Origin of the sequence: Rugamonas rubra (genome assembly GCF_900114705.1) — a bacterium.
GTDB classification, from domain to species: domain Bacteria; phylum Pseudomonadota; class Gammaproteobacteria; order Burkholderiales; family Burkholderiaceae_D; genus Rugamonas; species Rugamonas rubra.
In genome coordinates this window covers 164,952-178,235 of sequence record NZ_FOTW01000006.1, presented here as the reverse complement: position 1 = coordinate 178,235, position 13,284 = coordinate 164,952, and the positions used below count along the sequence as shown (strand labels likewise).

Below are 13,284 nucleotides of genomic sequence, written 5' to 3'. Positions count from 1 at the left end.
GGGCTACTTCGGCTGCTTTTTGAACAGCTCGCGGAACACCGGGTAGATGTCGGCCGGCGTGACGATCTTCTGCATGGCGAAATGCGGGTGGTGCTCGCCCACCTGCGAATACTGCTCCCACAGGTTCTGCGGCGGGCCGTCGGTGATCTCGACATAGGTGTAGTACTGCACCTTGGGCATGATGGTGTTGATGAGCAACTGGCGGCACAGCACCGAGTCGTTGTCCCAGTTGTCGCCGTCGGAGGCCTGGGCGACGTAGCTGTTCCACTGGCCGGCGCCGTAGCGCTCCTCGATGATCTTGTCGAGCAGGTGCAGGGCCGAGGAGACCACGGTGCCGCCCGACTCGCGCGAATGGAAGAACTCCTCCTCGTTGACCTCGGCGGCGGCGGTGTGGTGGCGGATGAAGACCACCTCGATCTTGTCGTAGGCGCGCTTGAGGAACAGGTAGAGCAGGATGAAGAAGCGCTTGGCGGTGTCCTTGCGCGTCTCGTCCATCGAGCCCGAGACGTCCATGATGCAGAACATCACCGCCTGGGTCATCGGCTTGGGCACCTTGACGCGGTTGCTGTAGCGCAGGTCGAAGGGGTCGATGAAGGGGATCGCCAGCAGCCGCGTGTGCAGATGGTGGATCAGCTTTTTGAGCTCGATGACGCGCGGGTCCTCCAGCGGCGCGCCGGCCAGCAGCAGCACCTCCAGCTCGGTCTCGGCCTCGAGCACGCGCTTGCGCGAGCTGCCGCCGACGGCGATGCGGCGGCCCAGGGCGCCGCGCAGCGAGCGCAGCACGTGGATGTTGGACGGCGTGCCCGACATGTTGTAGCCGGCGCGCTGGTTCTTGAACTCGGTGGTGGCGGTCAGCTGCGTCTTGATCATGTGCGGCAGCTCGAGGTCCTCGAAGAAGTAGTTCATGAACTCTTCGCGCGACAGCTCGAAGATGAAGTCGTCCTCGCTCATCTGCTCGCTGTTGCCGGCCTTGCCGCGGCCGGCGCCGGCGCCGCCCTTGGGCCGGTTGATCAGGTCGCCCTTCTGGTATTCCTCGTTGCCCGGGTTGATGGTCTCCCACACGCCGCCGTGGGCGTGGCCGAAGGAGGGCTCGCCGACGTCCTTGACGGGGATCGAGACCTTCTCGCCGTTCTCGATGTCGGTGATCGAGCGGCCCTTGATGGCGCGGCCGACGGCGTCCTTGATCTGCGCCTTGTAGCGGCGCAGGAAACGCTCGCGGTTGACGGCAGACTTGTTTTTGCCCTGCAAACGACGGTCGATGAGGTAAGTCAAAAGATGCCTCCTGCTGCGATTGGTGCGGCGCCCGGGTTGGCCCGGCCGCGCCGCCGATGCGCTAGCGCCGCGCCCGCCGCGCCGCCCTGGCCGGGGCGGCGCGCGGCGGCGCCGGCGCGCGCTGCCTCCTCACGACGATTTGCGCACCCGCAGATACCATTCGCACAACAGGCGCACCTGCTTGGCCGTGTAGCCCTTCTCGACCATGCGGGCGACGAAGTCGGCGTGCTTGTTGGCGTCCTCGGCGCTGGCCTTGGCGTTGAACGAGATCACCGGCAGCAACTCCTCGGTGTTGGAGAACATCTTCTTCTCGATCACCGTGCGGAACTTCTCGTAGCTGGTCCAGGACGGGTTCTTGCCGCCGTTGTTGGCGCGCGCGCGCAGCCCGAAGTTGACGATCTCGTTGCGGAAGTCCTTCGGGTTGGAGATGCCGGCCGGCTTCTCGATCTTCTCGAGCTCGTTGTTGAGCGACTCGCGGTCGAAGCTCTCGCCGGTGTCCGGGTCGCGGAACTCCTGGTCCTGGATCCAGAAGTCGGCGAAGGTGACGTAGCGGTCGAAGATGTTCTGGCCGTACTCGGAATAGCTCTCCAGATACGCCGTCTGGATCTCCTTGCCGATGAACTCGACGTACTTCTGCGCCAGGTGCTCTTTTATATAGGAGAAGTATTTCTGCTCCGTCTCGGGCGGGAACTGCTCGCGCTCGACCTGCTGCTCGAGCACGTAGAGCAGGTGGACCGGGTTGGCGGCCACCTCGGTGTTGTCGAAGTTGAACACCTTGGACAGGATCTTGAAGGCGAAGCGGGTCGACAGCCCGTTCATGCCCTCGTCGACGCCGGCGTAGTCGACGTACTCGTGCATCGACTTGGCCTTGGGGTCGGTGTCCTTCAGGTTCTCGCCGTCGTACACCAGCATCTTGCTGAAGATGCTGGAGTTCTCCGGGTCCTTCAGGCGCGACAGGATGGCGAACTGGGCCATCATCTTCAGCGTGCCGGGGGCGCAGGGCGCCTGGTACAGCGAGGAGTTGGCCACCAGCTTGTCGTAGATCTTGATCTCGTCGGTGACGCGCAGGCAGTAGGGCACCTTGACGATGTAGATGCGGTCGAGGAAGGCCTCGTTGTTGCGGTTGTTCTTGAAGGTCTTCCACTCCGACTCGTTGGAGTGGGCCAGGATGATGCCGTCGAAGGGGATGGCGCCGAAGCCCTCGGTGCCCTTGTAGTTGCCCTCCTGGGTGGCGGTGAGCAGCGGGTGCAGCACCTTGATGGGCGCCTTGAACATCTCGACGAACTCCATCAGGCCCTGGTTGGCCAGGCACAGGCCGCCGGAATAGCTGTAGGCGTCCGGGTCGTCCTGCGAGTAGTCCTCGAGCTTGCGGATGTCGACCTTGCCGACCAGCGAGGAGATGTCCTGGTTGTTCTCGTCGCCCGGCTCGGTCTTGGAGATGGCGATCTGCTTGAGCACGGACGGATAGCGGCGCACCACGCGGAACTGGTTGATGTCGCCGTTGAACTCGTGCAGGCGCTTGACCGCCCAGGGGCTGGGGATGTTGCGCAGGTAGCGCCGCGGGATGCCGTAGTCTTCCTCCAGCAGCACGCCGTCCTCCTCCTCGTTGAACAGGCCGAGCGGCGACTCGTTGACCGGCGAGCCCTTCAGGCAATAGAAGGGCACGTGCTCCATCAGCGACTTGAGCTTCTCGGCGATCGAGGACTTGCCGCCGCCGACCGGGCCGAGCAGGTAGAGGATCTGCTTGCGCTCCTCCAGCCCCTGGGCGGCGTGGCGGAAGTAGGAGACCACCTGCTCGATCACCTCCTCGGTGCCGTAGAACTCGCGGAAGGCGGGGTAGATCTTGATGACCTTGTTGGCGAAGATGCGCGACAGCCGGGTGTCGTTGCGGGTGTCGACCAGGGTCGGTTCGCCGATCGCGGCGAGCATGCGCTCGGGGGCGCTGGCGTAGGTGAGATGGTCCTTCTTGCACAGGGCAAGATACTCGGACATGGACATCTCTTCTTCCTTGGTGCGTTCGTAACGGGCGGCGTAGTTGTCAAAAATGGTCATTTGAATGTCCTTTAATGTGAACCTACAAGTCACTGTATCGTTGGCAGTCCCGTACGCCGGCTTGCCTTGCCTCTAGTCTGTTGACCCTGCTGTCGCTGTTATTTTTATGGTGTTATTTGTATGCTGCCCGCTTCCCCGTGGTGGACCGGATTGCCCGGCCCGTGGAGCTGACATTTATGACCGGCGCTGGATGTTTGCCGGCTCTTTGTGTGTTCGTCGAAACGCATCTTACGTCAATGAAATTTATTATTGCTCTATTAGTTCAGGAAGTCAAAAGATATGTCGCAATATCGTTAATACTGTAATGTAAGTTATTGATTGTAAAGGGTAAATTTAGTATTTTTTGTGGAAAACACTGCTTGAATTCAAGCCCGTTCCGACGTCCATGCACCACATTAGCACGCCTGCCGCCGGCCTGCCGGAAAGGGCGCAAACGGCGCCGTTCGCCTGTGGCGAAAAAGTGCGCGGCGGCGCCGGCGGCAGCGCGCCGCGCGCTGGCGTCGATATGCCTTCATAATGGCGGCTACCAAGCGGCGCCGGCATGCCGGCGCCGCCACCAGATAAATAGATGAGGAAAGAGAAAACCATGCTGAACGATCAATTGCGCGCCGCGCTGCAACACATGCCCAAGGCCGAATTGCACATCCACATCGAGGGTTCGCTGGAGCCGGAACTGATCTTCGCGCTGGCCGAGCGCAACGGCGTGGCGCTCAACTACGCCTCGGTCGAGGAACTGCGCGCCGCCTACGCCTTCACCGACCTGCAATCCTTCCTCGACATCTACTACGCCGGCGCCAGCGTGCTGCTGCAGGAGCAGGACTTCTACGACATGACGGCGGCCTACCTGGCGCGCGCCGAGGCCGACAACGTGCGCCACTGCGAGATCTTCTTCGACCCGCAGACCCACACGGCGCGCGGCGTGCCGATGCGCACGGTGATCGACGGCATCCACCGCGCCTGCCAGGACAGCCCGGTCAGCGCCACGCTGATCCTCAGCTTTCTGCGCCACCTGTCGGAGGAGGACGCCTTCGCCACCCTGGAGGCGGCGCTGCCGCTGCGCGACAAGTACATCGGCATCGGCCTCGACTCGTCCGAGGTGGGCAACCCGCCGGAGAAGTTCGCCCGTGTCTTCGCCCGCTGCAAGGAGCTCGGCTTCCACCTGGTCGCCCACGCCGGCGAGGAGGGCCCGCCGGCCTACATCAGCACCGCGCTCGACGTGCTCAAGGTCGAGCGCATCGACCACGGCGTGCGCTGCCTGGAGGACGCCGCCTTGACCGCGCGGCTGGCGCGCGAGCAGATCGCGCTGACGGTGTGCCCGCTGTCGAACGTCAAGCTGCGCGTGTTCGACAAAATGGAACAGCACAACCTGCTGGCCCTGCTCGACGCCGGCCTGGCGGTGACCGTCAACTCGGACGACCCGGCCTACTTCGGCGGCTACATGAACGACAACTTCATCGCCACCTTCGAGGCGCTGCCGCTGGGCCTGTCGCACGCGCAGCGGCTGGCGCGCAACAGCTTCGCCGCCGCTTTTCTGCCGGCCGGGCAGAAGCAGAAGTACCTCGACGAGGTGGACGCCTTCTTCGCCGCGCTGTAAGGCGGCGCCGCTCGCCCAAGGTGCCGGCGGCGCCAACACCACCCAAAGGCGCAGAGCCAGGGTCAGACCCTAGGGTCTGACCCTAGATCTTCGCCCGTGGGCTTTCTTAATGTAGCTGCATTGCCGTAAGAGTAAGACGGCCGCGCGCCGGCCCGTCGATTTTTTGAGAGAGCCATGTTCAAACAAGCCGTGAGAATGACCGCGCGCGACTGGCGCGCCGGCCAGTTGCGTTTCCTGTTGGTGGCCTTGACGGTGGCGGTGGCCGCCCTGTCGGCCGCCGGCTTCTTCATCGACCGCCTGCGCACCGGGCTCGAGCGCGATGCCCACCAGCTGCTCGGCGCCGACCTGGTGGTCAACGCCGACCAGCCGCTGCCGGCCGCCTGGCGCGCCGAGGCGCTGCGCCGCGGCCTGCGCTTGACCGACACGGCGACCTTCCCCAGCATGGCGCAGGCCGGCGCGGGCGAGCGGTCGCACGGCCTGCTGGCCTCGGTCAAGGCGGTCGGCGAGGGCTATCCGCTGCGCGGCACGCTGAAGACCACGCGCGACGCCGGCCAGGCCGAGCAAAGCCTGGGCGAGGCGGCCGGCGGCATCCCCGCGCCGGGCACGGTGTGGGTCGACGCCGGCCTGCTGGGCGGCCTGCACATCGCGCTGGGCGAACAGCTGCGCCTGGGCGACGCCAGCTTCACGGTGACGCGGCTGATCGCCTCCGAGCCGGACCGTGGCGCCTCCTTCATGAACTTCGCGCCGCGCCTGATGCTGCCGCTGGCCGACCTGGCGTCGACCGGGCTGCTGCAGCCGGGCGCGCGGCTGACCTACCGCCTGCTGCTGGCGGCGCCCACCGAGCAGCTGGCCGGCCAGGTGGCGGCCTATGAACAGTGGCTGCAGGCGGCCATCCGCGCCGGCGCCGTCAAGGGCGTGCGGATCGACTCGCTGGAGTCGGGCCGGCCGGAGATGCGCGCCACGCTGGAGCGGGCCGACCGCTTCCTGTCGCTGGTCGGCCTGCTGTCGGCGCTGCTGGCGGCGGTGGCCGTGGCGATGGCGGCGCGCCGCTTCATGCTGCGCCACCTCGACGCCTGCGCCATGCTGCGCTGCCTGGGGCTGACGCAGAACCAGGTGGCGCGCATGTACCTGATCGAATTCACCCTGGTCGGGCTGGCCGGCAGCGTGCTCGGCGTGGCGCTCGGCTTCGCCGGCCACTACGTGCTGCTGGAGGTGCTGGGCAAGCTGGTCAGCGCCGAGCTGCCGGCGCCCAGCCTGCTGCCGGCGCTGCAGGGCGTGGCCACCGGCATGCTGCTGCTGGTCGGCTTCGCCCTGCCGCCGGTGCTGCAACTGCGCAACGTGCCGCACAACCGGGTGATCCGCCGCGAGCAGGACGCGCCGCGGCCGCTGGCGCTGGCCACCTACGGCCTGGGCCTGGCCAGCTTCGTCGCGCTGCTGTTGTGGCAGGCCGGCGACGTGCGCCTGGCGCTGGCCACCGCGCTCGGCTTCCTGGCCGCCTTCGGCCTGTTCGCGCTGGCCGGCCGGCTGGCGCTGGCGGCCTTGAAGCGTGCCCGTGGCGCCGTCGACAACCAGAGCTGGCGCTTCGCCGTCACCTCGCTGCAGCGCCGGCCCGGCGCCACGGTGGTGCAGATCGTCTCGCTGGCGCTGGGCCTGATGGCCCTGCTGCTGCTGACGGTGGTGCGCGGCGACCTGATGACGGCCTGGCGCAACGCCACGCCGGCCGACGCGCCGAACCGCTTCATCATCAACATCCAACCGGAGCAGAAGGCGGCCATCGCGGCGCGGCTGGAGCGCGCCGGCGCGCCGGGCGCGCCGCTGTATCCGATGATACGCGGCCGCCTGACGGCGCTGAACGGCGCCGCCGTCACCAGCGACACCTATGCCGACGAGCGCGCGCGCAACCTGGCCGAGCGCGAGTTCAACCTGTCGACCATGGCGACCATGCAGGCGGAGAACAAGATCGTCGCCGGGCGCTGGTTCGGCGCCGCCGCCGCGCCCGCATCGGCCGCTGCGGTGGCCGATGCGGCCAGCGCGGCCGAGCCGCTGGCCGAGGCCTCGGTGGAGGAGGGCATCGCCAAGACGCTGCGCCTGAAGCTGGGCGACACGATGCGCTTCGACATCGCCGGGCAGACGGTGGAGGCGCGCATCACCAGCCTGCGCAAGCTGGAGTGGGGTTCGATGCGGGTCAACTTCTTCGTCATCATCAGCCCGGCGGCGATGGCCGGCATGCCGCAGACCTGGATCACCGCCTTCCACCTGCCGCGCCAGCGCGGCGCGGAAATGGACGCCTTGACGCGCGACTATCCGAACCTGACCATCGTCGACGTCGGCGGCGTGCTGCGCCAGGTGCAGGCGGTGCTCGAGCAGGTGGTGACGGCGGTCGAGTTCCTGTTCGCCTTCACGCTGGTGTCCGGCCTGCTGGTGCTGTATGCGGCCTTGATGGGATCGCAGGACGAGCGCACCCGCGAGGCCGGCCTGCTGCGCGCGCTGGGGGCGACGCGGCGCCAGCTGTCGCGGGCGCAGTTGATCGAGTTCGCCCTGGTCGGCGCGTTGGCCGGACTGCTCGCCGCCAGCGGCGCTGCGGCCATGGGTTGGGCCTTGGCGACCTACCAATTCCAGTTCGCCTGGGCCTTCGCGCCGACGGTGTGGCTGGTCGGCCTGGCGGCCGGCGCGCTGTGCGCCATCGCCGGCGGCTGGCTGGGGCTGCGCAACGTGCTGCGCCAGCCACCGTTGCAAACGTTGCGGGAAGGTTGACGCGGCGCCGGCTGCGGACCACGGCGCCGCCGCGCTAGGCGGCGACTTCGCCCGCCACGTTGTGCTCCTGCAGGAACCGGGCGTAGGAGTGCAGCGGCGCGCCGAAGTAGTGCGCCGGCAGCTCGAACAGCGCCCAGAAGTACATCTCGCGGCCGTGGCAGACCTGCGGCGCGGCGCAGTAGCGGTGCCAGTTGTCGCCCACCGCGCGCGAGTACATGCCGTCGCCGTCGGCGTCGGAGAAGAACGGCAGCACGCGGCGCTCGAGCAGGGCGGCCAGCAGCGAGGGCGGGGCGTCGCTGTCGCGCGCGATCTCGTACTGGGCGCACATGCCCTGCTCGGTCTCGACCATCATCAGCATGGTCTTGCCGTGCTTGTCGATGAAGACGATGCCGGTCGGGTTGGGGAAGATGTAGTGCTCGACGAAGCCCATCTTGCGGCTCAGCTCCTGCACCACGGCGGCCAGCGCCGGGTCTTGCAGGAAGTGGTAGTTGTGCAGCACCACCAGGTCCCGCAGCGTCTCCGACTGCTCGGCGAAGTAGGCCTTTTGCAGGCAGGCGATCTCGCTTTCCAGCAGGTCCAGCGCCTGGTCGTCGCTCTTCTTGATGTAGCGGTCGATCAGGCCCCGGTTGAAGGCGGTGACGGCGATCTTCTCGTCGGCCGCGCCGGTGAACAGGATCTTTTTGCAGGGCAGGTGCTGCACCGCCTGGCAGAACTCCAGCCCGTTCATCTGCGGCATCGAGTAGTCGACCACCAGCACCGACGGCGTGGCGAAGCGCTGCGGCCGCTCGCTGATGCGGTAGATGCGCTCCAGGTCGAGCGCCACGTTGCACTGGTCGGGCGCCTCGTTCTGCGTGTCGAAGTTGACGTGCAGCGGCACCTCGTCGCGGCGCACGCTGTCGCGCAGCCAGGCCAGGGCGGCGCTGGTGTCGTGGAAGGTCTTGTTGGCCAACATCGGGTCGAGCTGGAAGGACATGCTGCGCAGGAAGGAGTCGCTGTCGTCGACCAGCACGGTCAGGGTCGGGTGGGAGTAGACGGGTAGTTGCATGGGGCACCTATGGCAAACGGGCTGAGGGCTGTGGAGGGAATTCGAGGACGAAGACGGCGTAGGCGTCCTCGCGCGAGACGCAGCGGATGCTGGCGTCCCAGGCCTGCATGATCTCCCGGCACAGGGCCAGGCCGATGCCGGTGCCGTTGTGCGCGGGGTAGGAGTAGAAGCGGCGGAAGATCAGCGGCAGGCGGCTGGGCGCGACGCCGCAGGCGGTGTCGATGAACAGCAGGCGCGGCGTGGCGCGGGCGCCGTCGACGACGATGCGCACGCGGCCCTTGCCGGCGCGGTGGATCGCCTTGAGGGCGTTGCGCAGCAGGTTGAGCAGGATCACCACCGACAGCTCGGCCTGGCCGGCGAAGGCGAAGTCGGCGCGCACCTCGACGGCCACGCTGCGCTGCTGGGCGGCGCCGGCGAAGGGGTAGCGCCGCAGCACCGATTCGACCACCGCCGCCATCGACACCGTCTCGGTCGGCCGCAGGTTGCGGTTGACCGCCGTCGCGCTGAGCAGGAACAGGTCGATCATGTGGTTCATGTGGCGCACCTCGAACTGGATGCGGGTGAGCGCGTCGAGCGTCTGCAGGCGGTCCTCGCGCTGGGCGCCGGCGGCGTCGTGGGCCAGGCGCAGCAGGCCGCGCACGTTGGCGTCGACGCTGGTGAGCGGGGTGCGCAGTTCGTGCGCCACGGTGGCCAGGCCGGCGCCCAGGCCGGCCAGCTTGGCCTGCGCCAGCACCTCGCGGCTGACCTTGGCCACCGACAGCGCGGCGATGGTGAACAGGTGGATCGGCAGCTGCTGCAGCACCTGCGGGCGCAGCAGCACGGCGGCCTCGCCCAGCACGGCGGCGGCGGCGCAGGCCAGCGCGGTGCCGATCAGGTAGGCGCGGCAGGCCAGGCCGGTGTCGAAGTGGAACAGCACCACCAGGCCGATCAGCAGCGACTCGCCCCACACGCCCGAGGCGTGGTTCATCAGGAACATGAAGGTGAAGAAGAAGGGGAAGGTGTAGCTCAGCGTGACGAGCAGGTACAGGTCGAGCACGGGCTTGCTGAAGCGCTCGGCGAACAGGCCGGCGCTGCACAGCACGATGCCGACCAGGCGCAGCGGCACCGACTCGTAGTCCTGCGGGAAGAAGTTGTGCCACACCACGTAGTACAGCGGCATGCCGACCGTGCCGATGGCCGCCAGCAGCAACACGCGGGCGGTGGCGTGGTCTTCGCGGCCATGGTAGTGCAGCAAGGATTGGAGCAGATCCTGCTGAAACCATTTCCAGCGTTCGGATAGTCCTTGGCTCATGGCTACTGTTGACAATTATCAAGGTGCCATGATCCCCTCAATTGCCGGGCTGTTGATTGCAATCGATAGCACTGTTGATCCGTATCAATCTCCCTTGTTTTTTTTGCCTCAAGGTCTTGGGCGTAGTTCTCTAAAAAACAACCACTCCTGAAGGGGGAATCATGTCCAACGCTATCGCCACCACCTTGCCGCGTCCGCGCGGTGCCGAACATGCCATGCCCGATTTCGTCGTCCGCCGCATGGATGAACACTATGTGACCCGGATCGAAAAACTGTTGGGCGGCGAGCATCCGCACGCCTGGCAGCCGACGCCGGCCGACGCGATTTTTCTAGCCGGCAACGACTACCTGTGCCTGGCCGGCGAGCCGGCGCTGGTGCAGGCGCAGCTGCGCGCGCTGCAAAACAGCCAGGGCGAGCTGCTGATGTCGGCCGTGTATCTGCAGGCGGGCAGCGCCCAGCACCGGCTGGAGCGCAAGTTCGCCGCCTTCATGGGCGCCGAGGACGCCATCCTGGCGCAGTCCGGCTGGGCCGCCAACGTCGGCCTGGTGCAGTGCCTGGCCGGCCCCGGCATTCCGGTCTACCTGGACATGCAGGCGCACGCCTCGTTGTGGGAGGGCGCGCAGTCGGCCGGCGCGCCGGCCGTCTCCTTCCTGCACAACGACATGGCGCACCTGCGGCGCCAGCTGGCCAAGCACGGCCGCGGCATCATCGTCGTCGATTCGCTCTACAGCACCAACGGCAGCCTGGCGCCGCTGGCCGAGCTGGCCGAGCTGGCCGAGCGCAGCGGCAGCATTCTGATCGTCGACGAGTCGCATTCGCTGGGCACGCACGGCCCGGGCGGCGCCGGCCTGGTGGCGCAGTGGGGGCTGGGCGAGCGGGTGCACTTCCGCACCGCCTCGCTGGCCAAGGCCTTCGCCGGGCGCGCCGGTATTATTAGTTGTTCGAGCAAGTTCAAGGGCTACTTCCTGTCCGAGTCGCGCCCGGCCATCTTCAGCTCCTGCCTGCTGAGCCACGAGCTGGCCTGGTTCGACGCCGCCCTCGACTTCGTCGCCGGCGCCGACGGCCGCCGCGCCGCGCTGCACCGGCAGACCCGCCTGATCCGCGACAGCCTGCGCCAGCTGGGCTACAACGTCGACGACGGCAGCGAGCAGATCATCGCGCTGGAGGCCGGGCCGGAGCCGAAGACGCTGGCGCTGCGCAAGGCGCTGGAGCGGCACGGCGTCTACGGCGCCATGTTCTGCGCGCCGGCCACGCCGAAGAACCGCTCGCTGGTGCGGCTGACGCTGAACGCCGGCCTCAAGCCGGCCCAGGTCAAGCAGTTGCTGGCGGCCTGCGCGGACATCCGCGACGAGGTCGGGCTGGAGGGCTGGTCGTCGACCCGGCGGCTGCGCCGGCTGGCGCTGGTCTAAGGGCAGGTCGGGCCGGCGCGGCGGCTCGACGCGGCGCGGCGCGGGCGCCGGATGGCGGCGACGGCCGGGCCGGCCTTGCGCTATGATGGCGGCTATGACAGAACCTCAATCCCTCTATGAAGTGATCGGCGGCGAGACGCGCGTGCGCGAGATGGTCGACCGTTTTTATGACCTGATGGAACTGGAGCCGGAGTTCGCGCTGCTGCGCTCGGCGCACCCGCCGACCCTGGACAACGCGCGCGACCGCCTGTTCTGGTTCCTCACCGGTTGGATGGGCGGGCCGGACGCCTACGTCGAGCGCTTCGGCCACCCGCGCCTGCGCGCCCGCCACATGCCCTTCGCCATCGGCACGCAGGAGCGCGACCAGTGGCTGCGCGCGATGGCCTGGGCGATGGAGGACGTCGGCGTGGCCGAGGACCTGCGGCTGCGTCTGATGGAGTCCTTCTACCAGACCGCCGACTGGATGCGCAACAAGCCGGACTAACCCTGCCCCCTCCATATGAACCAAATCGAATTCTATGTCCTGCTGACCGTGGCCGTGGTGGTGCTGGCGCTGCAGATCGTCGCGCTGCTGCGCGGGCGCCAGGGCGGCGGCGGCGCCGAGCTGTTCGAACGCATCGAGCGGGTCGAGCGCGAGGTGCGCATGCAGTTGCAGGCCACCGCCCAGGCGACCCGGCAGGAAATGGGGCAGAGCCTGGCGCAGGCCCACGCCGCCACCGTGCAGCAGCTCGACGGCATGCGCCGGCAGATCGAAACCCAGGGCCAGAGCGGCCGCGAGGAACAGGCCGCCAGCCTGAAGCGCTTCGGCGAGACCATGCGGCAGACCCTGGCCGGCCTGACCGAGTCCAACGCGGCGCGGCTGCTGGAGGTGCGCGCCACCCTTGAAACCAAGATCCGCGAGCTGCAGAGCGACAACGGCGCGCGGCTCGAGGAGATGCGCAAGACCGTCGACGAGAAGCTGCACGCGACCCTGGAGACGCGCTTGAGCGAATCGTTCAAACAGGTCTCCGAGCGGCTCGAGCGGGTGCACCAGGGCCTGGGCGAGATGCAGCAGCTGGCGCTCGGCGTCGGCGATTTGAAGCGGGTGCTGACCAATGTGAAGACGCGCGGCACCTGGGGCGAGGTGCAGCTGGAGATGCTGCTCGAGCAGGTGCTCACGCCCGAGCAGTACGGCAAGAATATCGAGACCATCGCCGGCAGCGGCGCGCGCGTCGAGTTCGCGCTCAAGCTGCCCGGCCATGTCGACGGCGGCGCGCCGGTGTGGATGCCGATCGACGCCAAGTTCCCCAAGGAGCAGTACGAGCGCCTGCTCGACGCCGCCGACCGGGCCGACGCCGACGGCGTGGCGCTGGCCGGCCGCGAGCTGGAACGCGCCGTGCGCGGCGAGGCCAAGACCATCGCCGAGAAGTATCTGTCGCCGCCGCACACCACCGATTTCGCCATCCTGTTCCTGCCCACCGAGGGCCTGTACGCCGAGGTGATGCGCCGGCCCGGCCTGGCCGACGACCTGCAGCGCGAACAGCGCGTCAGCATCGCCGGGCCGTCGACCCTGTCGGCGCTGCTCAACAGCCTGCAAATGGGCTTCCGCACGCTGGCGCTGGAAAAGCGCTCGTCGGAGGTGTGGCAGGTGCTGGGCGCGGTCAAGACCGAGTTTTCCAAGTTCGGCGACGTGCTGGCCGCCACCAAGACCACGCTGGAACGGGCCGCCAAGAACATCGAGTCGGCCGAGGTGCGCAGCCGGCAGATGGCGCGCAAGCTGAAGTCGGTGGAGGCGCTGCCGAGCGAGGCGGCGCAGCTGCTGCTGGGACCGGAGATGGACGCCGCCGACCTGGAACTGAACTAGACCGGCGCCGGCCGCTGCACGAAC

10 protein-coding genes are annotated in these 13,284 nt (G+C 67.7%); 5 read left to right on the top strand and 5 right to left on the bottom strand.

What is annotated here, in order from left to right:
- Positions 1-3 precede the first annotated feature (3 nt).
- The 3 genes from BM252_RS05230 to BM252_RS29930 all read right to left on the bottom strand — a co-directional run bounded on the left by BM252_RS05230 (position 4) and on the right by BM252_RS29930 (position 3,912).
- Positions 4-1,272: a YeaH/YhbH family protein gene (locus BM252_RS05230; RefSeq protein WP_093384620.1), complete on the bottom strand. Its 1,269-nt coding sequence runs from the start codon at positions 1,270-1,272 to the stop codon at positions 4-6.
- Positions 1,273-1,401: 129 nt separating this feature from the next.
- Positions 1,402-3,324, bottom strand: coding sequence for a PrkA family serine protein kinase (locus tag BM252_RS05225; RefSeq protein WP_093384617.1), 1,923 nt, complete (start codon positions 3,322-3,324; stop codon positions 1,402-1,404).
- A gap of 333 nt (positions 3,325-3,657) precedes the next feature.
- Positions 3,658-3,912, bottom strand: a complete 255-nt coding sequence (locus tag BM252_RS29930) for a hypothetical protein (protein WP_139236304.1) — start codon at positions 3,910-3,912, stop codon at positions 3,658-3,660.
- On the opposite strand from BM252_RS29930, the gene BM252_RS05220 reads away from it, so the two are divergent.
- Positions 3,911-4,918 carry an adenosine deaminase gene (locus BM252_RS05220; protein WP_093384614.1) on the top strand — a complete coding sequence of 336 codons (1,008 nt, stop codon included), beginning with the start codon at positions 3,911-3,913 and terminating at the stop codon, positions 4,916-4,918. The two genes, BM252_RS29930 and BM252_RS05220, sit on opposite strands and share 2 nt — an antisense overlap.
- A gap of 174 nt (positions 4,919-5,092) precedes the next feature.
- Positions 5,093-7,672, top strand: coding sequence for an ABC transporter permease (locus tag BM252_RS05215; RefSeq protein ID WP_093384612.1), 2,580 nt, complete (start codon positions 5,093-5,095; stop codon positions 7,670-7,672).
- 34 nt (positions 7,673-7,706) lie between these two features.
- Here the strand turns inward: BM252_RS05215 and BM252_RS05210 are convergent, their stop codons facing one another.
- Together BM252_RS05210 and BM252_RS05205 are read right to left on the bottom strand one after the other, a co-directional pair.
- Positions 7,707-8,717 carry a response regulator gene (locus tag BM252_RS05210; RefSeq protein WP_093384609.1) on the bottom strand — a complete coding sequence of 337 codons (1,011 nt, stop codon included), beginning with the start codon at positions 8,715-8,717 and terminating at the stop codon, positions 7,707-7,709.
- Positions 8,718-8,724: 7 nt separating this feature from the next.
- Entirely contained in the window at positions 8,725-10,008 is a 1,284-nt protein-coding gene (locus BM252_RS05205) for a sensor histidine kinase (RefSeq protein WP_093384606.1), read from the bottom strand.
- Positions 10,009-10,169: 161 nt separating this feature from the next.
- Between BM252_RS05205 and cqsA the strand changes: the two genes are divergently transcribed.
- The 3 genes from cqsA to BM252_RS05190 all read left to right on the top strand — a co-directional run bounded on the left by cqsA (position 10,170) and on the right by BM252_RS05190 (position 13,260).
- Positions 10,170-11,417: an alpha-hydroxyketone-type quorum-sensing autoinducer synthase gene (cqsA, locus tag BM252_RS05200; protein ID WP_093384604.1), complete on the top strand. Its 1,248-nt coding sequence runs from the start codon at positions 10,170-10,172 to the stop codon at positions 11,415-11,417.
- 85 nt (positions 11,418-11,502) lie between these two features.
- Positions 11,503-11,901, top strand: a complete 399-nt coding sequence (locus BM252_RS05195; protein WP_093385149.1) for a group II truncated hemoglobin — start codon at positions 11,503-11,505, stop codon at positions 11,899-11,901.
- Between the two features lie 15 nt (positions 11,902-11,916).
- On the top strand, positions 11,917-13,260 hold the full coding sequence (locus BM252_RS05190; RefSeq protein WP_093384601.1) for a DNA recombination protein RmuC: 1,344 nt from the start codon (positions 11,917-11,919) through the stop codon (positions 13,258-13,260).
- Positions 13,261-13,284: the final 24 nt, after the last annotated feature.

What these genes read in the sequence shown, in the direction of transcription:
- BM252_RS05225 (WP_093384617.1), bottom strand. Translation starts at nt 3,324, where the DNA reads ATGACCATTTTTGACAACTACGCCGCCCGTTACGAACGCACCAAGGAA.
- BM252_RS05220 (WP_093384614.1), top strand. Translation starts at nt 3,911, where the DNA reads ATGCTGAACGATCAATTGCGCGCCGCGCTGCAACACATGCCCAAGGCC.
- BM252_RS29930 (WP_139236304.1), bottom strand. Translation starts at nt 3,912, where the DNA reads ATGGTTTTCTCTTTCCTCATCTATTTATCTGGTGGCGGCGCCGGCATG.
- BM252_RS05215 (WP_093384612.1), top strand. Translation starts at nt 5,093, where the DNA reads ATGTTCAAACAAGCCGTGAGAATGACCGCGCGCGACTGGCGCGCCGGC.
- BM252_RS05210 (WP_093384609.1), bottom strand. Translation starts at nt 8,717, where the DNA reads ATGCAACTACCCGTCTACTCCCACCCGACCCTGACCGTGCTGGTCGAC.
- BM252_RS05205 (WP_093384606.1), bottom strand. Translation starts at nt 10,008, where the DNA reads ATGAGCCAAGGACTATCCGAACGCTGGAAATGGTTTCAGCAGGATCTG.
- cqsA (WP_093384604.1), top strand. Translation starts at nt 10,170, where the DNA reads ATGTCCAACGCTATCGCCACCACCTTGCCGCGTCCGCGCGGTGCCGAA.
- BM252_RS05195 (WP_093385149.1), top strand. Translation starts at nt 11,503, where the DNA reads ATGGCGGCTATGACAGAACCTCAATCCCTCTATGAAGTGATCGGCGGC.
- BM252_RS05190 (WP_093384601.1), top strand. Translation starts at nt 11,917, where the DNA reads ATGAACCAAATCGAATTCTATGTCCTGCTGACCGTGGCCGTGGTGGTG.